The organism is Mesorhizobium sp. M7A.F.Ca.US.011.01.1.1 (genome assembly GCF_003998295.1).
In the GTDB taxonomy this organism is placed as follows: Bacteria; Pseudomonadota; Alphaproteobacteria; order Rhizobiales; family Rhizobiaceae; genus Mesorhizobium.
The window spans coordinates 1-20134 of record NZ_RZRT01000018.1; the positions used below are offsets into that span (position 1 = coordinate 1).

Annotated in this window: 20 protein-coding genes and 1 tRNA gene; 12 read left to right on the forward strand and 9 right to left on the reverse strand. The window is 63.2% G+C overall.

Annotation, left to right across the window (positions count from 1 at the left end):
* A partial coding sequence (locus EOA13_RS18030; RefSeq protein WP_164780151.1) for an HlyD family secretion protein occupies positions 1 to 1058 on the reverse strand: 1058 nt, incomplete at its 3' end.
* 132 nt (positions 1059 to 1190) lie between these two features.
* Between EOA13_RS18030 and EOA13_RS18035 the strand changes: the two genes are divergently transcribed.
* Positions 1191 to 1925 (forward strand): TetR/AcrR family transcriptional regulator, encoded by a 735-nt coding sequence (locus tag EOA13_RS18035; protein WP_127294602.1) that lies wholly within the window; start codon positions 1191 to 1193, stop codon positions 1923 to 1925.
* A 152-nt stretch (positions 1926 to 2077) separates the two neighbouring features.
* Here EOA13_RS18035 and yihA read toward each other — a convergent pair whose 3' ends face one another.
* From yihA to EOA13_RS18050, 3 genes are all read right to left on the reverse strand, one after another.
* A complete protein-coding gene (yihA, locus tag EOA13_RS18040; RefSeq protein WP_127294604.1) occupies positions 2078 to 2737 on the reverse strand; it encodes a ribosome biogenesis GTP-binding protein YihA/YsxC in 660 nt (219 codons plus the stop codon).
* Entirely contained in the window at positions 2734 to 3372 is a 639-nt protein-coding gene (locus tag EOA13_RS18045) for a CatB-related O-acetyltransferase (RefSeq protein WP_023810785.1), read from the reverse strand. Before EOA13_RS18045 ends, yihA begins: the two co-directional genes overlap by 4 nt.
* Before the next feature lie 124 nt (positions 3373 to 3496).
* Positions 3497 to 3811 (reverse strand): hypothetical protein, encoded by a 315-nt coding sequence (locus EOA13_RS18050; RefSeq protein ID WP_127294606.1) that lies wholly within the window; start codon positions 3809 to 3811, stop codon positions 3497 to 3499.
* Between the two features lie 177 nt (positions 3812 to 3988).
* Here EOA13_RS18050 and EOA13_RS18055 point away from each other — a divergent pair, with 177 nt between their 5' ends.
* Genes EOA13_RS18055 through EOA13_RS18065 form a run of 3 tightly spaced genes read left to right on the forward strand, consistent with a single transcriptional unit; the run spans position 3989 to position 7276 of the window.
* Complete coding sequence (locus EOA13_RS18055) at positions 3989 to 4453, forward strand: MarR family winged helix-turn-helix transcriptional regulator (protein WP_127294608.1); 465 nt, start codon at positions 3989 to 3991, stop codon at positions 4451 to 4453.
* Complete coding sequence (locus EOA13_RS18060) at positions 4446 to 5738, forward strand: HlyD family secretion protein (protein ID WP_127294610.1); 1293 nt, start codon at positions 4446 to 4448, stop codon at positions 5736 to 5738. The genes EOA13_RS18055 and EOA13_RS18060 overlap by 8 nt, the downstream gene beginning before the upstream one ends.
* Positions 5735 to 7276, forward strand: coding sequence for a DHA2 family efflux MFS transporter permease subunit (locus tag EOA13_RS18065; protein WP_127294612.1), 1542 nt, complete (start codon positions 5735 to 5737; stop codon positions 7274 to 7276). Before EOA13_RS18060 ends, EOA13_RS18065 begins: the two co-directional genes overlap by 4 nt.
* Positions 7277 to 7462: 186 nt before the next feature.
* Here EOA13_RS18065 and EOA13_RS18070 read toward each other — a convergent pair whose 3' ends face one another.
* The 4 genes from EOA13_RS18070 to rpmH form a co-directional block, all read right to left on the reverse strand.
* On the reverse strand, positions 7463 to 8023 hold the full coding sequence (locus EOA13_RS18070; protein WP_127294614.1) for a fasciclin domain-containing protein: 561 nt from the start codon (positions 8021 to 8023) through the stop codon (positions 7463 to 7465).
* Between the two features lie 178 nt (positions 8024 to 8201).
* Positions 8202 to 10013, reverse strand: a complete 1812-nt coding sequence (gene yidC / locus EOA13_RS18075; protein ID WP_127294616.1) for a membrane protein insertase YidC — start codon at positions 10011 to 10013, stop codon at positions 8202 to 8204.
* Between the two features lie 14 nt (positions 10014 to 10027).
* The gene (gene rnpA / locus EOA13_RS18080) at positions 10028 to 10381 is read right to left on the reverse strand and encodes a ribonuclease P protein component (RefSeq protein WP_013528505.1); all 354 of its coding nucleotides are present in this window, start codon (positions 10379 to 10381) and stop codon (positions 10028 to 10030) included.
* Between the two features lie 16 nt (positions 10382 to 10397).
* Positions 10398 to 10532, reverse strand: coding sequence for a 50S ribosomal protein L34 (gene rpmH, locus EOA13_RS18085; protein WP_008833937.1), 135 nt, complete (start codon positions 10530 to 10532; stop codon positions 10398 to 10400).
* 278 nt (positions 10533 to 10810) lie between these two features.
* Between rpmH and EOA13_RS18095 the strand changes: the two genes are divergently transcribed.
* The 3 genes from EOA13_RS18095 to EOA13_RS18105 all read left to right on the forward strand — a co-directional run bounded on the left by EOA13_RS18095 (position 10811) and on the right by EOA13_RS18105 (position 13514).
* Positions 10811 to 12313 carry a HAMP domain-containing sensor histidine kinase gene (locus EOA13_RS18095; protein WP_127294618.1) on the forward strand — a complete coding sequence of 501 codons (1503 nt, stop codon included), beginning with the start codon at positions 10811 to 10813 and terminating at the stop codon, positions 12311 to 12313.
* Positions 12314 to 12589: 276 nt separating this feature from the next.
* Positions 12590 to 12666 (forward strand) — tRNA-Arg (locus EOA13_RS18100).
* A gap of 89 nt (positions 12667 to 12755) precedes the next feature.
* Positions 12756 to 13514, forward strand: coding sequence for an SDR family NAD(P)-dependent oxidoreductase (locus EOA13_RS18105; protein WP_127294754.1), 759 nt, complete (start codon positions 12756 to 12758; stop codon positions 13512 to 13514).
* 64 nt (positions 13515 to 13578) lie between these two features.
* Here EOA13_RS18105 and EOA13_RS18110 read toward each other — a convergent pair whose 3' ends face one another.
* Positions 13579 to 14280, reverse strand: a complete 702-nt coding sequence (locus tag EOA13_RS18110) for a GntR family transcriptional regulator (protein ID WP_127294620.1) — start codon at positions 14278 to 14280, stop codon at positions 13579 to 13581.
* A 238-nt stretch (positions 14281 to 14518) separates the two neighbouring features.
* Here EOA13_RS18110 and EOA13_RS18115 point away from each other — a divergent pair, with 238 nt between their 5' ends.
* The 5 genes from EOA13_RS18115 (at position 14519) to ggt (ending at position 20101) form a co-directional block, all read left to right on the forward strand.
* On the forward strand, positions 14519 to 15559 hold the full coding sequence (locus EOA13_RS18115; RefSeq protein WP_127294622.1) for an ABC transporter substrate-binding protein: 1041 nt from the start codon (positions 14519 to 14521) through the stop codon (positions 15557 to 15559).
* An 85-nt stretch (positions 15560 to 15644) separates the two neighbouring features.
* Positions 15645 to 16727, forward strand: a complete 1083-nt coding sequence (locus EOA13_RS18120) for an ABC transporter ATP-binding protein (RefSeq protein WP_127294624.1) — start codon at positions 15645 to 15647, stop codon at positions 16725 to 16727.
* Complete coding sequence (locus EOA13_RS18125; protein ID WP_127294626.1) at positions 16727 to 17653, forward strand: ABC transporter permease; 927 nt, start codon at positions 16727 to 16729, stop codon at positions 17651 to 17653. The genes EOA13_RS18120 and EOA13_RS18125 overlap by 1 nt, the downstream gene beginning before the upstream one ends.
* Positions 17650 to 18450, forward strand: a complete 801-nt coding sequence (locus EOA13_RS18130) for an ABC transporter permease (protein ID WP_127294628.1) — start codon at positions 17650 to 17652, stop codon at positions 18448 to 18450. The genes EOA13_RS18125 and EOA13_RS18130 overlap by 4 nt, the downstream gene beginning before the upstream one ends.
* Before the next feature lie 64 nt (positions 18451 to 18514).
* On the forward strand, positions 18515 to 20101 hold the full coding sequence (gene ggt / locus EOA13_RS18135) for a gamma-glutamyltransferase (protein WP_127294629.1): 1587 nt from the start codon (positions 18515 to 18517) through the stop codon (positions 20099 to 20101).
* The last annotated feature ends 33 nt before the right edge of the window (positions 20102 to 20134 follow it).

Sequence of the window (20134 nt, forward strand, 5' to 3'; positions counted from 1 at the left end):
ACCTTGGTGAAGTTGCCGGTGGCGTTTTCGGGTGGCAGCAGCGAGAACACGGCACCCGAAGCCGGCGCCAGCGACGAGACGGTTCCCTCGAAGTCCTGGCCGTCGGTCGCATCGACCGAGATCTTGACCTTCTCGCCGGGAACCAGCCGGGCAAGCTGCGTCTCCTTGAAGTTGGCGACGATGTAGAGCTTGTCCATCGGCACGATGACGGCGAGCTTCTGGCCGGGGCTGACAAGGTCGCCCTGTTCGACCGAGCGGTTGCCGACGATGCCGTCATAAGGCGCCTTGAGCACGGTGAAGGAAAGATCGCGCAGCGCCTTGTCATGGCTGAGCTGCAGGGACGCCAGCGTGCTCGCCGATTCCGCGCGTTGCGCCTGCAGCACGCCGATATTGGCCTGCGCGGCGGCGATCTGTGCGTCGGCGCCGACAAGGGCGGCATCGGCCTGCTGGACCGCCGTTTGGGCGTCGTCCAGCTGCGCCTGCGTGCCGACATGGGTCTTGAGCAGCTGCAAGGCGCGCGCCGCGACCTTGGCTGCATTGTCGGCCGCGGCCTGGTCGGCGACCTTCTGCGCCTGCGCCTGCTGCAGCGAGGCGCGGGCCGCGTCGGTCTGGGCGTCGATACGGTCGAGCGTCTTGCTCAAGGTGGCGATCTGCGCCTCGGCCTGGGCGACGGCAATCTTGTAATCGCCGTCATCGACGACCAGCAGCGGATCGCCGGCCTTGACCAGCTGGTTCTCGCTGACCTTGACCTGATCGACATAGCCGGAAATCTTGGGCGATATGAACGCCATGTCCGCCTGGACATAGGCATCGTCCGTCGAGATCATGAAGCGGCCCGTTGTCCAGTAATCGTAACCGTACCAGGCGCCGGCGCCCAGCAAGGCAACGCCGATGATCGGCAGCAGAAAGGAACGCACCGAGCGCTTCTTCTTGACCGGGGCCTCTGCCGGCGGCGACGAGACGGGCTGGACAGGCATATCCGGCGCTTCCGTCGCCGGCGCAACCTTGGCGTTGGGGAAGGGACGGACTTCGGCTGTGGTCGGCGCGTTCGAGGACATGACATCTCTCTAAAGTTATAATATGATACTGAACCGTTCGGTTCGATCCGGCCGTTGACATAGCGCGTAAAGAGGACCATATCAAGGGCAATCGAACCGCTTGGTTCGAATTATTTTCGAGGTGTGACTTTCATGGCCGAGACCCCGCCCAATGTCGAAAACGAGTCGTGCGACGACCTGTTGGAAAGCTTGCGCCGTGGCCGCCCGGCCGCGGGGCAGGATCCGGTCAAGCGCAGCCAGATCATCGACGGCGCCCGTCGTGTCTTCATCGACAAGGGCTTCGAAGCCGCCTCGATGAACGACATTACCCGCGAGGCCGGTGTTTCCAAGGGTACGATCTACGTCTACTTCGCCAACAAAGAGGAGCTGTTCGAAGCGCTGATCGAGGAAGAGCGCGGCACCATCTTCAAGAACATGTATGACGTGTTGGACAACGCCGACAATCTGCGCGAGACGCTGGTGAAGTTCGGCAAGGTGCTGGCCCTCAAGATCACGTCGGCCAAGGTCATCCAGGCACAGCGCACGGTGATCGGGGCATCCGACCGGATACCCGACATGGGCGCGCGTTTTTACGAGCGCGGTCCCAAGCGTGGCCACGACAAGGTCGCGGCCTTTCTCAATGCCGCCATCGAGCGCGACCTGCTGCGCATCGACGATGTCGATCTTGCCGCCTATCAGTTCACCGAACTGTGCCTGGCCGGTCTGTTCCGCCAGTGCATCTTCGCCTACCGCACGAAAGCCCCGACCCAAGACGAGATCGATCACATCGTCAGGTCAGGCGTCAGCATGTTCCTCAAGGCATACGGCACCGAAAGGCTTGTGGCGGAAGAAGGCCATCACACGATTGCTATCGAGGCCAAGCCTTAACCCAGTTCTAAGGTGTGTTGAGATTCAGGTCAGGCCGAGCCGAAAACGGTGGCTTTCGAGAACCGGAGCGGAGCGGACATTCGGGTCCGTGAGCACCGGAAGCGCAGAAAGCCGTCGTTTGCAGGCCGGCATCACCTGAATATCGACATAGCTTAGCCGCCATTGGCGGCAAGCACGATGGCCGCCTGCAATTCCTGAAGGCCCTCGCCTTTTTCCGAAGACGTCGCCAGCACGAACGGGAACGCCGCCGGCCGCTTCTTGATCTTTGCCAGCGTCTCCTCGATCAGCCGCGGCACGCCGGCAGTCTTGATCTTGTCGGTCTTGGTCAGGACGATCTGGTAGGACACCGCCGCCTTGTCGAGCAGCGACAGCACTTCATCGTCCTTGGCCTTGATGCCGTGGCGGGCGTCGATCAGCACATAGACGCGCTTCAGCGTGACGCGGCCCTTGAGATAGTCGAAGACCAGCTTGGTCCACTCGTCGACTTTCTCCTTCGGCGCGGTGGCGTAGCCGTAGCCCGGCATGTCGACCAGCGCCAAGGGCGGCAGGTCGGCGCCCTCACCCGAAAATCCATCCGGCACGAAATAGTTGAGCTCCTGGGTGCGCCCCGGCGTGTTGGAGGTGCGCGCCAGCCCCTTCTGGTTGACCAGCGCGTTGATCAGCGACGACTTGCCGACATTCGAGCGGCCGGCAAAGGCGATTTCCGGCGGCCCTTCCGGCGGCAGGAATTTCATGGCCGGCACGCCGCGGATGAAGATCCATCCTCGCGTGAACAGTTCGGTGCCGATTGTGCTGCTGTTCAGAGCGTTCAAGCTGCTGCCTCCAGAAGAGAAATATTGGCACCCCGGATAGCATCGAGGTTGCGGCTGACCTTGTCCACCGGCCAGTCCCACCACGCCACCGCCAGCAGCCGCCTGATTGTCCGGTCGTCGAAACGCATCTTTACCACCTTGGCCGCGTTGCCGGCGACGATCGCATAGGGCGGCACGTCGTGCGTCACCACCGATTTCGCGGCAACGATGGCGCCGTGGCCGATTTCCACCCCGGGCAAGATCACCGCCTCCATGCCGATCCAGACGTCGCTGCCGACAATGGTGTCGCCGCGCACTTCCCTGGACCAGGTCGCCGGGTCAAAACCCTTTTCCCAGCCATGGCCGAAAATATTGAACGGATAGGTCGAAAAGCCGGACATAGCGTGGTTGGCGCCGTTCATGATGAAGCGCGCGCCCTCGGCGATGGCGCAGAACCTGCCGATGATCAGCTTGTCGCCAATGAACGGATAATGGTGCAGGACGCATTTTTCGGCGAATTTGTCCGGACCGTCGGGGTCGTCATAATAGGTGAAGTCGCCGACCTCGATGTTCGGCGCGTTCACCAGCCCCTTAAGGAAGCCGACGCGGGTATGCATCGGGATCGGGTGCTTGATGTCTGGGTTGGGTCCGTCCATGTCGAAATCCGTCAGAGAAATGGCAGCCAGGCGCATCCGAAACTCGAATGCGCCCGTTCAAAATAGCGTGATCCGCCCTATAGCACCAATCGGGCGACGAGCGAGCTTTCCTTGACGGCCTTGCTCATTTGCTGCCGCGGCAGATCACGATCGGATCGGACAGCGCGCTGTCGAAACCGCTGCCCTGATAGACGGTGACGTTCGCAGCACCGGGCGGCAGCATGAAGGTTCCTTCGACGATTTTCTGGTCACCGGCCGGCATGTGGAGAGCCCAGCTATAGGTGCAAAACTGAGGCGGCGCCTGGGGTTCGACGTGGCTGCAGTTCAATTGCGCGCCACCCAGCATCGCGGCGCCGCCGCAGCTGACGGCGTCCTTTGCGAGCGCAATTCCGGGCCATCCCGCAATGGCCGCCACGGTCGCGATCTTCAGCCAATTCATCGTCGTATCCTTGCCCGGCAACTGCCTGCTACCTGAGGCTTTTGTGGCGTCGCAGCCCATGCGTCATTTTTTCCAGGCGGGCTTAGTCCGTCTTGCGCACTGCGTCCAGCGGGATTATGTGCATGATGATAATAAGCATGCTCACTAAAGTCGCGCCGAAAAACTCCAGTGCCTCCCATGCCATCGTCACCCAACATCAGCTTCGTGCTGCACGATGTCGCGCGCCTGCTTCGAAAGCGGTTCGAGCAGAGGTCGCGGGCATCGGGGCTGACCCGCGCCCAGTGGCAGGTGCTGGCCTATCTCTGCCTGCATGAAGGCATCCACCAGAGCAAACTGGCCGATCTTATCGAGATCACGCCGATCACGCTCGCCCGGCTGCTCGACAAGATGGAAGCACGTGGCTTCATCGAGCGCCGGCCCAATCCTGCTGACCGCCGCGCATGGCTGCTCTACCTGAAGCCGCATGCCCATCCGCTCATCGAAATCATGCGCAGCAATGGGCAGAAGACGCGTGACGAGGCCTTTGTTGGTCTTTCCGCGGATGCCCAGCTGCATCTGCTGCAAACCCTATCCCTCATCAAATCCAATCTGCTCGCGGCTTGCACCCAGCCTGCCGCCGACCGGGAGAAAACACATGGCTGAATCAACCTCACCAAAGAAGCCTGTCGAAGAAGACGGATCCGCCGCCGGCGGGGCGCGCGACCGGGTCATCCGACTGGACAGCGAACGCGAGCAAAGGCGAGCCGGCACCCTCATCGACAATGACGAGCTCGAAGCACCGGTCGCCCTGGAGCCGGTGGCGCTCGAGGCTCCGTCCAAGGAGCCACGCCAGGCCACGGTTGTGGTGGCGCCGCCGGCGCCGGTCAAGCCGAAGCGCGGGCGGGCACGGCCGATCCTGTTTGCCCTGCTTCCGGTCGCGCTGGTCGTCGGCGGCTATTACTACGTCATCGGCGGTCAGGTCATGACGACCGACAACGCCTACATCCAGGCGCAGTCGCTCGGCGTTTCCACCGATGTCTCCGGCACTGTGTCCGAGATCGACGTGCACGAGAACGAGGCGGTGAAGAAGGACCAGGTGCTTTTCCGGCTGCGGCCGGCCTCTTTCGAAACCGCTCTTGCCGCCGCCCAGGCGCAGCTCGGCACGGTGCGCAACCAGGTGCTGACCCTGCAGGCGAGTTATCAGCAGTCGCAGGCGCTGATCGAGCAGGCGCAGGCCGACATCCCCTATTACGAGGCCGCTTTCCAGCGCCAGCAGGATCTGCTCAAGACCTCCACCTCCTCCAAGGCGACCTTCGACAGCGCCCAGCACGACCTCGTCGCCGCCCGCCAGAAAGTGTCCGTTGCCCAAGCTCAGGCACAGGCGACGCTTGCCCAGCTCGGCGGCGACGCCAGCCAGCCGGTGGAGAAGAACCCCTTCTATCTCCAGGCCCAGTCGGCGGTGGACGACGCACAGCGCAATCTTGCCGATTCCATCGTCAAGGCGCCGTTCGACGGCATCGTCACCAATGTCGACGCGCTTCAGGTCGGCAAATACCTGCCGGCTTCGCAGCCGGCCTTCAGCCTGATTTCGGCGACCGATCTGTGGATCGCGGCGGAGCCGAAGGAAACCGAACTGACCTATGTGCGGCCGGGACAGACGGCGACGATCAGCGTCGACAGCTACCCCGGTGCCGTCTGGCAAGGTAAGGTCGCCTCGATCAGCCCGGCATCGTCGTCGAGCTTCTCCTTGCTTCCGGCGCAGAACACCACCGGCAACTGGGTCAAGGTCGTGCAACGCATTCCGATGCGCGTGACGTTGGACGATCTCCAGGGCAAGCCGCCGTTGCGCGGCGGGATGAGCGTGGTGGTCGGCATCGATACCGGCCATGCGCGCGGCCTGCCGGACTTCGTGACGGACCTCCTCGGCCGGTTCGGACAAAAGTCATGACCGGCGCGTCCGCGACAGGTGGCGTGGTCGCCAATCGCGGCGCCATCACCGCCTGCGTGATCCTGGCCGTGATCATGCAGGCGCTGGACACGACCATCGCCAATGTGGCGCTGCCCTATATCCAGGGCAGCGTTTCGGCGAGCGCCGACCAGATAAACTGGGTGCTGACGTCCTACATCGTCGCGGCGGCCGTCATGACGCCGCCTTCGGGCTATCTTGCCAATCGTTTCGGCCGCAAGCGCATCCTTTTGATATCCATCACCGGCTTCGTCGTCGCATCGGTGCTGTGCGGGTTCGCGCAGTCGCTGCCGCAGATCGTCGGCTTCCGCCTGCTGCAAGGCCTGTTCGGCGCGGCCCTGGTGCCGCTGGCGCAGAGCATCCTGCTCGACATCTACAGCGTCGAGGAGCGCGGCTCGGCGATGGCGCTGTTCGGCGTTTCGGTGATGGTCGGGCCGGTGCTCGGACCGGTCATCGGCGGCTGGCTGACCGAAAATGTCAGCTGGCGCTGGGTGTTCTACATCAACGTCCCGATCGGCGCGCTGGCTTTCGCCGGCGTGTCGATGTTCGTCCAGGAAACCAAGACGGACCTCAAGGCGAGGCTGGACTGGCTGGGCTTCGGCATGCTCAGCGTCACCATCGCATCGCTGCAGATGTTCCTCGATCGCGGCGAGCAGCTCAACTGGTTCTCGTCGTCCGAAATCATCGTCGAGGCACTGATCTGCGCGTCGGCCTTCTACATCTTCCTCGTCCACACCTTCACCGCCAAAAACACGTTCGTGAATCCGAGGCTTTTCCTCGACAGGAATTTCGCCGTCGGCATGGTCTTCATCTTCATCATCGGCATCACCTATCTGGCCTCGCTGGCCCTGATGACGCCTTATCTGCAGACGCTGATGGGCTATCCGGTGGTGACGGCCGGCATCGTCATGGGGCCGCGCGGTCTCGGCACCATGGCTTGCATGTTCCTGGTCGGCAGGCTGATCGGCAAGGTGGACACGCGCTGGCTGCTGTTTACGGGCCTGCTGGTCACCGCCTGGGCGATGTACGACATGACCGGCTGGACCCCTGATGTCTCGCAATGGACGATCATCAGCACCGGCTTCATCCAGGGAGCGGGCCTCGGCTTCCTGTTCGTGCCGCTGACCACCATCACCTTCGCCACGCTGGCGCCGGAGCGGCGCGCGGAAGGCACGGGGCTGTACAATCTGTCGCGAAACATCGGCTCCAGCGTCGGCATATCCGTCGTCACCGCGCTGTTGACGGAGAACGTGCAGATCAACCACGCCAACATCGCCACGGATGTGACGCCCTACAACCAGGCGTTCGGCAATCCGGCGATCTTCCAGGCGATGGATCCCTACAGCGCCGTAGGCCGCGCCGCGCTCGACGGCGTGGTGACGCTGCAGGCGACTGTTATCAGCTACATGAACGACTTCAAGCTGATGATGATCCTGTCGCTTGCCGCCATTCCGCTGGTTCTGTTGCTGCGCAAGCCGGCGACTCCGGCCAAGATTGACCACAGCGCCGTGATGGAGTGATGACGGTCGAGGCTCATCTGGCTGGACAAGCAACAGTCAAAAAGAAACCGGGGTCCTGTGAGGGACTACAGGACCCCGGCCGATGCCGATACGACTTCCCAGGAAACATGGCACCTCGTCATGAGGCGGGACGGCAGGCCGAGAAAGCCCCAACGGACCTGCCTTGATCCCCTTTGCCGAAAGCCGTTACTTCGGCAACAGCACCTTGTTGACGACATGGATGACGCCGTTCGACTGGTTGACGTCGGCGATCGTCACCCGCGCCTCGCCGCCTGACTCATCCATGATGTAGAGCTTGCCCTTCTTGAATTCGGCGGTCAGCGTGTCACCGGAGACGGTCTTCATCTCGTACTTGCCGCCCATCGCCCTGGCCTTCTTCATCATCTCGGCGCCCGAAATCTTGCCGGCCACGACATGCGCGGTCAGCACCTTGGTGAGCTTGTCCTTGTTCTCCGGCTTCAGCAGCGTGTCGACGGTGCCCTTGGGCAGTTTCGCAAACGCTGCATTGGTCGGGGCAAAGACTGTGAAAGGGCCGGCGCCCTGCAGCGTGTCGACCAGGCCGGCGGCCTTGACCGCGGCGACCAGCGTCGTGTGATCCTTCGAATTGACGGCGTTCTCGACGATGTTCTTGGTGGTGTACATCGGCGCGCCGCCGACATTCGGGTTTTTGGCATAGGCGGGCGCGGCAATCGCCACGCCGGCGATGAGCGCGGAAAGGGCGATGGTCCTGAATGACGGCAAGCGCATATGGTCTTCCTCCGGGTGAGGGCTGATCGGAATTGATAGCCTTTGGAAACGCACAGGCAGTCACGCCGCCGGCGGGTCGCAAGTTTCGCCGATCACGGGAACGTGATCCCGGAGTTGCTTAAACGGAAAAAGCCCCGCGCGAGCGGGGCTTTGAAGGCTGGAGAAAGCGCTGCGCCTTCTATTCGGCCGGCGATGGTTTCTTTCGGAACAGCGCGACCAGATTGTCCCACAGCTCGATCTTGGCGCCCTGGCGCTTCATGATGATGCCCTGCTGGAGGATCGACAGCGTGTTGTTCCAGGCCCAGTAGATGACGAGGCCGGCCGGGAAACCCGCCATCATGAAGGTGAAGATGACAGGCATCCAGGTGAAGATGGCGGCCTGCGTCGGATCCGGCGGCGTCGGGTTCATGCGCATCTGCAGGAACATGGTGACGCCCATGATCAGCGGCCAGACGCCGATCATCAGCATGTGCGGCAGGGTGACCGGAATCAGGCCGAAGAGGTTGAAAAGCGACGTCGGATCGGGCGCCGCCAGATCCTGGATCCAGCCGAAGAACGGCGCGTGCCGCATCTCGATGGTTATGTAGAGCACCTTGTAGAGCGAGAAGAAGACCGGGATCTGCAGCGCCACCGGCCAGCAGCCGGCAAGCGGGTTGATCTTCTCGGTCTTGTACAGCTCCATCATCGCCTGCTGCTGCTTCATCTTGTCATCCGCGTATTTCTCGCGGATCTCGAGCATTTTCGGCTGCACCTTCTTCATGTTCGCCATCGACGCGTAGGACTTGTTGGCGAGCGGATAGAAGATGGCCTTGACGATGACGGTGGTGGCGAGGATGGCCAGGCCGAAATTGCCGAAGAACTTGTAGAGCGTGTCGATCAGCCAGAACATCGGCTTGGTGATGAAGTGGAACCAGCCCCAGTCGATCAGGAGATCGAACCGCTTGATATGACGGTCTTCCGCATAGGCGTTGATCTTGCCGACTTCCTTGGCGCCGGCGAAGATTTCGCTCTCCACCGTCGCCGACTGGCCGGCATCGACGGTGATCGGGTCGGTCAGGAAGTCGGACTGGTAGCGATGGCGGCCGTCCTCGAAATAGGCGTAGCGCGGCTGGAACGGCTGCTTCTCCGTCGGCACCAGCGTCACCGCCCAGTATTTGTCGGTGATGCCGAGCCACCCGTCGGTCGACTTGCCCGGCGTGAACTGCTTGTCCTTCTCGATGGACGCGTATTTGTGCTCCTGCAGGCCTTCCGTGCCGGTGAAGCCGATCAGGCCTTCATGCAGCACATAGGTGCTGGCAACGAGCGGCTTGTCGAAGCGGGTGACGCGGCCGTAATTGGACAGCGAAACGGCGGCCGTGCCCGCATTCTGCACCGTGTCGGACACCGTGAACATGTAGTTGGTGTCGACGGAAAAGGTGCGCTTGAAGGTCAGGCCCTTGTCGTTCGAATAGGTCAGCGTGACCGGGGTCGTCGGCGTCAGCGTCGCATTGCCGTCGACGGCCCACACAGTCTCGGGACCAGGCACCGCGCCGGTCTTGTCGTTGCCGACGAAGCCGATCTCGGCATAGTAGCCATTGGGCAGTGCCGCCGGGTTGAGCAGGCTGATCTCGGGTGAGTTCTTGTCGACCGTCTCGGTGTAGTGCTTGAGCTTGAGGTCGTCGAGACGGGCGCCGGTCAGGTTGATCGAACCCTCGAGGCTCGGCGTGTCGATCCTGGCGCGGGTCGTCGTGGCGAGTGCCTGTTCGCGGCCGGCCGGCGTCACGGCGTCTGTTCCCGGTGCATTGGGAATGGCGCCAGGGGCGGCGGGCGTTCCGGTGTCGGTACCGGGATTGGTGCCGGCGGCCTTCTTCTGCTCCTCGACGCGCTGCTGTTCGACGCGGGCCGCTTCGCGCTGGGCTTCGCTGCGCGGCAACACGTAAAAATATTGCCATACCGCCAGGATCAGCACCGACAGCGCGATGGTGATGAAGAAGTTCCGGTTGTTTTCCATCGAAAGCCCTTGGCCTATCGTGTTCCGCGCAGTCGGCGGGAGAGTTCGGCCTTCAACTGGCCGAACGGAGTGGTAAGCACGTCTTCGCGCCCGACGATGACATAGTCATTGCCAGGTGCCATGTCACTTGCAGCATGCGTACGGACGGCTTCTCGCAGCCGCCGCCGGACACGGTTGCGGACAACCGCATTGCCGACCTTCTTGGTGACGGTGTAGCCGACGCGCGGCGACAGGCCGTCGCCGCGGTCGAGAACCTCAACGAGAAAAAGCCGCCCGCGTCGTTTTTCACCACGACGGACAGCCAGGAATTCCGCGCGCTTCAGAAGCCGCTTGGGATTTGGTCCCACTGGCTTGCCGGATGCGGGCAACGATCTCGTCTTCCGTTCAGGCGCTGAGCCGCTTGCGGCCGCGGTTGCGGCGAGCTGCGACGACGCCGCGACCACCCTTAGTGGCCATGCGGGCACGGAAGCCGTGCCGACGTTTGCGGACGAGTTTAGACGGTTGGTAGGTACGCTTCATTTGTTTTAATACCGCGGGGTGCGGCCCTTCTTGATTCTGTCACTGTGTAACAGGAGCTTTGCCGGGCCGGCTTTGGCGCGATCGAAACCGCGCCGGGACGAATGGCCCGAGCGTGTGCGGGCTTATAGAAAGAAGGCTTTTGGAAGTCAATCCGGAGTCGTCGGGCGCAATCCGGCTCCGTTCAGGCCGGTTTATGTTTGCGACCAAGGATGAAATTGGCAAGAAAGCCGTAATCGCCTAATCTGCGTTGATCAAGTGATCGTGAAGACATTAGCCGCATGAGCGAAACCATACAGGCACAGGAAGGGATCGGCACGGCGGGGTCCACCGAGGCGCCAGCCACCGTGCGCACGGTTCCGCTGTCGCGCGGCCTGTCGACCAAGCTGCTGCTGCTGACCATCGTCTTCGTGCTGTTGGCCGAAGTGCTGATCTTCCTGCCCTGGATCGCGAGCTACCGGCTGAACTGGCTGAAGGAGCGGCTGAGCACGGCGGCGGCGGTGTCGATCGTGCTGGTGCAAGGTGAATCCACCTCGCTGTCGCGCACGGCCCAGAACGACGTGCTGATGGCGATCGGCGCCAAGGCGATCGCGGTGCGCGACGGCGGCGTCTCGCGGCTGCTGGTGGTGGCCGAAATGCCGCCGAAGGTCGACGAACACATCGATATCGCTTCGATCGGCATGATCAAGGGCATGACAGGCGCGCTCGACACGCTGTTTTTCGGCGGCGACCGGATGCTGCGCGTCTTCGGCCCGGTCGGCGAGTCCGACAAGGAGTTCGAGCTGATCATGCCCGACAACAGCCTGCGCAATGCGATGCTGCGCTATTCGCGCAACGTCGCCTTTGTCTCGCTGCTGATCTCGCTGTTCACCGCCATGCTGGTTTATGCCGCCATCGACCTGATCATGATCGGGCCGATCCGGACCATGACGCGCTCGATGCTGTCCTTCTCCGAAGCGCCCGACGATCCCGGACGGATCATCCATCCGGCTGCCCGCGCCGACGAGATCGGCGTTGCCGAGCGCGAGCTGTCGCAGATGCAGGAGCGGCTGCAAAAAATGCTCTCCGAGCAGAAGCATCTTGCCGACCTCGGCCTCGCGGTCTCCAAGATCAACCATGACATGCGCAACATCCTGGCCTCGGCGCAGCTGATGTCGGACCGCCTGCGTCAGGTCAAGGATCCGACCGTGCAGGCCTTCGCGCCGAAACTGCTGCGCGCACTCGACCGCGCCGTGTCTTATTCCGAAGGCGTGCTTCACTACGGCCGCACGCAGGAGCCGCCGCCCGCGCGGCGCCGGCTCCGGCTCCGGCAGCTGGTCGAGGACGTGCAAGGCCTGCTCGACATCGAGCAAGGCATCGAGTTCGTCAATTCGGTCGAGCCGGCCTTCGAGGTCGATGCCGATTCCGACCAGTTGTTCAGGGTGCTCACCAATCTGTGCCGGAATTCCGTGCAGGCGATGGCGGCCGACAGCGAAAACGCCCTGGTGCGCCGCCTGGCGGTGTCGGCCGTGCGTCTGGGCAGCGTCAGCCGCATCGCCGTCAGCGACACCGGACCCGGCCTGCCGCCCAAGGCGCGGGAAAACCTGTTCGCGGCGTTTCGCGGCTCGGCGCGCAGCGGCGGCACCGGCCTTGGCCTGGCGATCGCGCACGAACTGATCCGGGCGCATGGCGGCACGGTGGAGCTGGTCGAGAGCATTGGCGGACGCACCACATTCGCCGTCACCATCCCCGACCAGCCGGTCCGGCTCGACCAGGCCCGCAACGGCCTGCGCCGGCCGGCTTGATCGTTTGAGCGCTGTTTTGCCCGGTGCTCTTGCTTCCAGGCCAGGTGCTCTTCCTTTCAAGATCGGCACCTTTCCCTTGAAGGATGAGTTCGAGGCTTGGCTTCGCGGGCGTTTCGAGCGCAAGGATCCGGATTGCGATCATAGGTCGAGGTATCTGCGACAAAACTTTTGCAGGATCGGCTTGCTTTTCGGAAATTCAGTCGCTAGGGAACACGTCTCGTCGCGACCGGTCGTTCACGATCGGATTGCGGGGTCATGGAAAGCATGGCCTGTTGCGCGCCCGTAGCTCAGCTGGATAGAGCACCAGACTACGAATCTGGGGGTCAGGAGTTCGAATCTCTTCGGGCGCGCCATTACCATCCATGGACTATGGTTCGTTGATTGAGACCGCTACTGCTCGACGGCGCAGACAAGGCGGAAACCAGCGGAGCCTGATTTGACCATGTCTCCTACCAGCATCAAACGCGCACTTATCACCGGGGCCGGTGCGGCCGACGGCATCGGCTTTGCCATTGCCCGGCAACTCGGCCTTGCCGGCCATGCCGTTTTCCTCACGGGCGCCAGCGGGCGTGTGCTCGATCGCGCCGCCGAGTTGTGCGCCGAAGGCATCAATGCCAAAGCCGTGGTCGCCGATCTCACCATCGCGGCTGATGTCGCGCGGCTGCGGGCTGATGTCGGCGCGGTCGATATCCTGGTCAACAATGCCGGCATGGGCTCGCTGGCATCGCCCTCGGTCGACAAGGCGTTTCTCGCCATGACCGAGGCCGACTGGGACCAGGGGATCGACGTCAGCCTTAAGACCGCATTCCTCGTCACGAAGGCCTTTCTGCCGGCGATGGTCGAAGCGGGCTACGGGCGCATCGTCAATGTGGCGTCGGTGACCGGACCGCTGGTCTCTTTCGAAGGCACATCAGCCTATTCGGCCGCCAAGGCCGGCATGGTCGGTCTGACGCGGACACTGGCGCTCGAAGTGGCGAAAAGCGGCATCACGGCCAATGCCGTGGCTCCCGGCTGGATCGAAACGGGTTCGTCGAGCGAGATGGAGCGGCAAGCTGCCCTGAACACGCCGCCGGCGCGGGCCGGACGGCCGGATGAGGTGGCCGCAGCGGTGGTGTTCCTGGCCTCGGAAGGTGCCAGCTATGTCAATGGCGCCCTGCTGGTGGTCGACGGCGGCAACAGCCTTCAGGAGCGCAAGGGCTGAAGGCTCAAAGGCGCTTGTCGTCAGGGGTATTCGGCGGGCACGCCTGGCCCAAGCTCCTCGCCCCTCACGACGCCTTGGCCAGGAAATTCCGGTAGTCCGACTTGGCCTGCAGCAGGCGCAGCACGTTGTCTCGCGATCCGCGCACATGGGCGCGTGCCAGCGTGCCGGCTCTGGCAGCGTCGCCGGCACAGATGGCGTCCACGATTTCGGCGTGCTCATCGCGGGCGATCTTCCATTCGTCCAGCCACAGAAGTTCGGTCCAGACATAGTGCTGGCACTTGTCGAGGATGCCGCACAGCATGTTGTGCAGCATGACGTTGCCGCTGATTTCGGCGATGACGCGGTGCAGGTCGATGCCGACCTCCAGTTCCTGGAATTTTTCCCGATTGGTTCGTTCCGGAATGGCGGCCAGACGCTCGCATTCGGCCAGCATGGCGCGCAGCCGCACCTTGTCCTGTTCCGTCGCGGCCTCTGCCGCAAGTTCCGTCGCATGGCCGTCGAGCAGCTCGCGGATCTCGAAGGCTTCGCGGAACATGTTGATGTCGAACTCGGTGACGACATAGCCCTGGCGCGGCCGGCCAGTGACCAGCCCGTCACGCTCGAGACGGTTGAAGGCCTCGCGCACCGGGGTGCGGCTGACAGTCAGCTTCGCGGCGATGTCGTTTTCGGTGACGCGCGAGCCCGGCGGAATCTGGCCGGTCACGATCATCGCCTTGAGCGCGGAGTAGACCGAGTCGCGCAGCGTATTTTTGGTTTCCTTGGCCAAGCTTCCCTTCCCACTTCTCCGGCCTTCCAGCCGAAACACGCATAGCTGTAGCCGCAGTCGGCGCAATTTGCCACGCCTCCGGCGAAGCCGTCCCTCACCAACCTGGTCCGGCACGAAGCGCAAATTTCGAGCGCGCCGGCGGTGTTGACAACATCGATCCCTAGGCTACACTCAAAATTGTATACAAAATAGCATGCCAAATCAAAAACAATGGGAACACCGGTTGGAGAGCCGAAAAATGAACAGAACCAGAAACGCTAGTATCGTTGCGATGGCGGGCCTCATCGCCTCGCTTGCAGCCCCCGCAATGGCGGGCGACACCATCACCGTCGCCTCATGGGGCGGCACCTACCAGGAAGCGCAGACCAAGGCGTTCTTCAAGCCGACCGCCGACGCGCTCGGCATCACCATCAAGGAAGACACCACCAACGGCCTCGACGACGTGCGGCTGCAGGTGACCGGCAATGCGGTGAAATGGGACATCACCGAACTTGGCGCCGACGAGTGCGCGCGCGGCTCGAAGGAAGGGCTGTTCGAGAAGCTCGACTACGGCATTATCGACAAGAGCGGCATCAACCCGAAGCTCGTCCATGATGACTGGGTCGGCATTTCCTACACCTCTGTCGTGCTCATCTACCGGACCGATGTGTTCGGCGACAAAGGCCCCAAGACCTGGGCCGATTTCTGGAACGTGGAAAAATTCCCGGGGCGGCGCGCGCTGAGCGGTAGCCAGGCGACCGAGACGCTCAGCGTCGCGGCACTCGCCTCGGGCCTGCCGATCGACAAGGTCTATCCGGTCGATATCGATGGCGCGCTAAAATCCGTCGACAAGATCCGTGGCCATGTCGACGCCTGGTGGACTTCCGGCGCCCAGGCCATGCAGTTGGTGAAAGACGACGAAGTCGACATGGCGAGCATCTGGAACGGCCGCGCCGGCACTTTGAAGAAGGAAGGCGCGCCGGTCAGCTTCTCGTTCGACCAGGGCGTGCTGACCGCCGACTGCATGGTCATTCCCAAAGGCTCCAAGAACAAGGACGCGGCGATGAAGGCGCTGGCGATGTTCGTCAGCCCGCAATTGCAGGCCAATCTGCCGCTCTATGTCGACAACGGGCCGGTCAACGAGAAGGCTTTCGAGACCGGCAAGATCCCGCAGGACAGGATCAAGGACATCAATTCGGCGCCCGAAAACGTCAAGAAGCAGGTGTTGCAGGACGCCGAATTCTGGCGCGACAATCTGGTCGAGGCGACGGAAAAGTTCAACAATCTGGTCCAGCAATAGGCTGCGGCCACCAGTTGAAGGCAGTGCGTCTAAGTCGGCGCCCTGCCCCGCCGACTCTTATTTGTCGCCCAAGGAGAGAAAAATCTTGTCCATTGCGCCATCCGCGTTGCCGATCGGCATGCGCGGGATCGAGAAACGATTTGGCAGCGTGCCTGTGCTGCGCGATCTCAACCTCGACGTTGAGGCTGGTGAATTCCTGACCCTGCTCGGGCCTTCCGGATCGGGCAAGACGACGCTGCTGATGATCCTGGCCGGCTTCGTGCGAGCCAATGCCGGCTCGATCAAGGTCGGCGGCGACGAGATCATCACCACGCCGCCGCACAAGCGCAACATCGGCATGGTGTTTCAGAACTACGCGCTGTTTCCGCATATGAACGTCTTCCACAACATCGCCTTTCCGCTGAAGCAGCGCGGCGTCGCCGCCGCCGAGACAGCCGAGCGTGTCGAGAAGGCGCTCGATCTGGTGAAATTGCGGGGGCTGGGCGAGCGCCGGGTCGACCAGCTCTCCGGCGGCCAGCGCCAGCGCGTGGCGCTGGCGCGCGCCATCGTCTTCGAGCCGCGCATCGTGCTGATGGATGAGCCCCTGTCGGCGCTCGACAAGGGCCTGCGCGAGCATATGCAGATCGAGCTGCGCAGCCTGCACCGGCGGCTTGGCATGACCACGGTCTATGTCACGCACGACCAGCGTGAAGCCATCACCATGTCGGACCGCATCGCCGTGATGAACGCCGGGCGCATCGAACAGCTCGACAAGCCCGAAAGCCTCTACGCCAGGCCGCAAACGCAATTTGTAGCCGGCTTCATCGGCGAATCGAATTTCATTCCGGTCGAGTGCCGCAACGGCTCCGTCTGGTACGAGGACCGAAGAATCCATACGGCGGCGGCGACGCCGGCGGCAGGCCAGTACCTGATGGTGGTGCGGCCGGAAAAGCTGCGGCTCTTGGCAAACGCCGAACCGACAAGCGGCGTCAACGTGCTCAACGTGACGCTCAGCGACATCATCTATCAGGGCGACAGCTTCGTCTGCTATGCGGTGCTGCGCGACGGCCGGCAGCTGACTTTGCGCGACTATTGCCGCAGCGATGTGCTGGCCAAAATGCCGGCGCCCGGCCAGCCAGTCTCGTTCGGTCTCGATGCGCAGGACACGATCCTGGTGGCGGCGGACTGATGAGCGCGCAGCCCGCCCTCATGGAAGAGATCGGCAGCGCCGCAGGCCGGGAGCTCAACAAGCAGGCACTTCGCGCCGACGCCCGGCGTGAATCACTACGGCTGCTGGCGCTGTTGTCGCCAAGCCTGCTTCTGGTCTTCGCCATCATCATCGTGCCCATCGGCTGGCTGTTCTGGCTGTCGCTGTTCGACGAAGCCGGCGCGTTGAGTGCCGCTAATTATGCGCGCTTCTTCGAGCAGGCCTCCTACATCAAGACCTTCGTCACCACCTTCAAGGTCGCCTTCATCGTCACCGGCGCCTGTGTCCTGCTCGGCTATCCCCTGGCCTATATGCTGTCGCAGCTGCCGCGCCGGGCGGCGTCGATCTGCCTGATCTTCGTCATCCTGCCGTTCTGGACATCGGTTCTGGTGCGCACCTATGCCTGGCTGGTGATCCTGCAGCGCAAAGGCCTGATCAACAGCTGGCTGATCGATCTCGGCGTGATCAGCCAGCCGCTATCGCTCGCCAACAATTTTTCCGGCGTCGTCATCGGCATGACGCATATCTTGCTGCCGTTCCTGGTGCTGCCGCTCTACGCCTCGATGAAGACCATCGACACCGACTGCCTGCGCGCCGGCATGAATCTCGGCGCCGGCCCGGCCGCCACCTTCCGGCAGATCTTCTTTCCGCTGTCGCTGCCCGGCCTCGCCTCGGGCGTGGTCATCGTCTTCGTGCTGTGCCTGGGCTTCTTCGTCACGCCTGCGCTGATGGGTGGCGGCAAGGTCATCATGTGGGCGATGCGCATGGAACAGACCACCAGCCTCTATTCCAACTGGGGTGCGGGTGCAGCACTCGGCGTGGTGCTGCTGGTGGTCACGCTGGCGCTTCTCGGCCTGTTCCAGTGGCTGCTCGGCGCGCGCGCCACAGGTGTGTGGAGTTCGCGATGAACGAGGATTTTGGCCTGCCGATTTCGCACCGGCAACGGCTGTGGCTCTATTGCCTCGGCGGCCTCGTGCTTCTGTTCCTGATCGCGCCGTCGATCATCATCGTCATCATGTCGTTTTCGGATTCGACGCTGCTGCAATTCCCGCCGCAGCAATGGTCGCTGCGCTGGTACCAGACCTATTTCGGGTCGCTGGAGTGGTGCGATGCCACGATCGTCTCGATCAAGGTGGCTGTCATGACAGTGCTGGTGGCGACCCCGCTCGGGACCGCGGCCGCCTATGCCATCAACCGGGGCACGCTGCGCTTCAACGGCACCATCAATGCGCTGCTGACGGCGTCGCTGATCGTCCCGGTGATCCTGATCGGCATCGGCACCTTCTTCCTCTATGCGCGCATCGGGCTCAACAACACGCTGACCGGCCTGGTCATCGCGCATACGGTGCAGGCGCTGCCGCTGGTGGTGCTGACCGTGCTGTCAGGCTTGCGCTCCTACGACATGAACCAGGAGCGGGTGGCGCGCAGCCTCGGCGCCGGCCGTGTCGCCGCCTTCTGGCAGGTGACGATGCCGCAGATCCGCTTCTCGATCGTCTCGGGCGCGCTGTTTGCCTTCATCATCTCCTTCGACGAAGTGGTGGTTTCGCTGTTCATATCGGGCGGCGAGACCACGACATTGACGCGCCGCATGTTCAATGCGCTGCGAGACCAGATCGACCCGACGATCGCCGCCATCTCGACCTGCCTGATCGTGCTCTCGGTCGTGCTGTTGTCGGTTGCGCAGATCTTCGGCCGGCGGCATTGATTTCACCAGACGAATTCGCAGAAGTGACCAATTTGCAGACGTGAACAGGGGATATCCAGACAGAATGCGTGATTTCCAGTTTCCAGGCCGCTCGCCGGTTCGTGCCACGCAGGCGGTCGCCGCGACGTCGCATCCGCTTGCAACGCTCGCGGCCATCGAGATGCTGCGCTCCGGCGGCAATGCCATGGATGCCGCGGTCTGCGCCGCCGCCGTGCAGGGCGTGGTCGAGCCGCAATCGACGGGCATCGGCGGCGACTGCTTCGTGCTCTATTCTCCCGGGGGACAAGGCAATGTGCTGGCCTTCAACGGCTCGGGGCGGGCGCCGGCCAAGGCGACGGTCGACTGGTATCTGGACAAGGGTTTTAGCGAGCTTCCGAAACAGGGGCCGCATGCGGTCACCGTGCCGGGCGCCGTCGATGCCTGGAGCCGGCTGCTGGAGGACCATGGCCGCAAGGGCCTTGCCGAGGCGCTGGCACCGGCCATCCATTATGCCGAAAACGGCTATGTCGTGCATGACCGCGTCGCCTTCGACTGGGCCGAACCGGAAACCGACCTGTCGGCCGACGAGCATGCCGCGCGCATCTTCCTGCCCGGCGGCAAGGCGCCGAAAGTGGGTGACATCCACAGGCAGCCGGAACTGGCGGCGACGTTGCGCATCATCGCCAAACACGGCCGGGCCGGTTTCTATGAAGGCGCTGTCGCCGACGATATGGTTAGCCGGCTCAACGCATTGGGCGGACTTCATACGGCCGAGGATTTCGCCGCGACCAGAGGCGATTATGTGGCGCCGGTCAGCACCTCCTATGGCGGCCATGACATCCACCAGATGCCGCCGAACAATCAGGGGCTGACGGCGCTTTTGATGCTCAATTTGCTGTCGGGCTTCGAGCTTGGCGGACTCGACCCCAATGGCGCCGAGCGCCTGCATCTGGAGATCGAGGCCGGGCGCCTGGCCTATCGCGACCGCGACCGCTATCTCGGCGACCAGGACCATGTCCCAGTGCCGGTCAAAGAGCTCCTGTCCGGCGCCTATGCCGACCGGCTGCGCGCCGAGATCGACCGCGACCGCGCCATGACGCATCTGCCGCGTGTCGACCTGCCCGGCAGCGATACGGTCTACATCTCCATCGTCGACCGCGACCGCAACGCGGTCTCCTTCATCAACTCGACCTATTATTCGTTCGGCAGCGGCGTGGTCGGCCCGAAGACCGGTATCGTGCTGCAGAACCGCGGTTCCAGCTTCCGCCTTGAGCCTGCGCATCCGAACGCGATCGCGCCGGGCAAGCGGCCGATGCACACGATCATGCCGGGCATGGCGACGAAGAACGGCCGCGTTGTGATGCCGTTCGGCGTCATGGGCGGCGGCTACCAGCCCTTCGGACATGTCCATCTGCTGACCAACATGATCGACTTCGGCATGGACCCGCAGCAGGCGCTGGATGCGCCGAGGGTGTTTTACAATGACGACACCGTGGAGACCGAGCGTGGCGTTCCCGCCGAGGCAATCGAGGGCCTGCGGCGGCGCGGCCACCGCATCGCCGAACCGCATCACCCGCTGGGCGGCGGACAGGTGGTGCTGATCGACTGGGAGAGGGGGACGCTGACTGGTGCCTCCGATCCGCGCAAGGATGGTTTGGCGCTTGGCTACTGAGGCGATCCGTTGTCCAATGGCGTATCCAAATCG

Coding starts and splice junctions, on each gene's coding strand:
- EOA13_RS18035 (WP_127294602.1), top strand. CDS start 1,191: ATGGCCGAGACCCCGCCCAATGTCGAAAACGAGTCGTGCGACGACCTG.
- EOA13_RS18045 (WP_023810785.1), bottom strand. CDS start 3,372: ATGGACGGACCCAACCCAGACATCAAGCACCCGATCCCGATGCATACC.
- EOA13_RS18050 (WP_127294606.1), bottom strand. CDS start 3,811: ATGAATTGGCTGAAGATCGCGACCGTGGCGGCCATTGCGGGATGGCCC.
- EOA13_RS18055 (WP_127294608.1), top strand. CDS start 3,989: ATGCCATCGTCACCCAACATCAGCTTCGTGCTGCACGATGTCGCGCGC.
- EOA13_RS18060 (WP_127294610.1), top strand. CDS start 4,446: ATGGCTGAATCAACCTCACCAAAGAAGCCTGTCGAAGAAGACGGATCC.
- EOA13_RS18065 (WP_127294612.1), top strand. CDS start 5,735: ATGACCGGCGCGTCCGCGACAGGTGGCGTGGTCGCCAATCGCGGCGCC.
- EOA13_RS18070 (WP_127294614.1), bottom strand. CDS start 8,023: ATGCGCTTGCCGTCATTCAGGACCATCGCCCTTTCCGCGCTCATCGCC.
- yidC (WP_127294616.1), bottom strand. CDS start 10,013: ATGGAAAACAACCGGAACTTCTTCATCACCATCGCGCTGTCGGTGCTG.
- rpmH (WP_008833937.1), bottom strand. CDS start 10,532: ATGAAGCGTACCTACCAACCGTCTAAACTCGTCCGCAAACGTCGGCAC.
- EOA13_RS18095 (WP_127294618.1), top strand. CDS start 10,811: ATGAGCGAAACCATACAGGCACAGGAAGGGATCGGCACGGCGGGGTCC.
- EOA13_RS18105 (WP_127294754.1), top strand. CDS start 12,756: ATGTCTCCTACCAGCATCAAACGCGCACTTATCACCGGGGCCGGTGCG.
- EOA13_RS18115 (WP_127294622.1), top strand. CDS start 14,519: ATGAACAGAACCAGAAACGCTAGTATCGTTGCGATGGCGGGCCTCATC.
- EOA13_RS18125 (WP_127294626.1), top strand. CDS start 16,727: ATGAGCGCGCAGCCCGCCCTCATGGAAGAGATCGGCAGCGCCGCAGGC.
- EOA13_RS18130 (WP_127294628.1), top strand. CDS start 17,650: ATGAACGAGGATTTTGGCCTGCCGATTTCGCACCGGCAACGGCTGTGG.
- ggt (WP_127294629.1), top strand. CDS start 18,515: ATGCGTGATTTCCAGTTTCCAGGCCGCTCGCCGGTTCGTGCCACGCAG.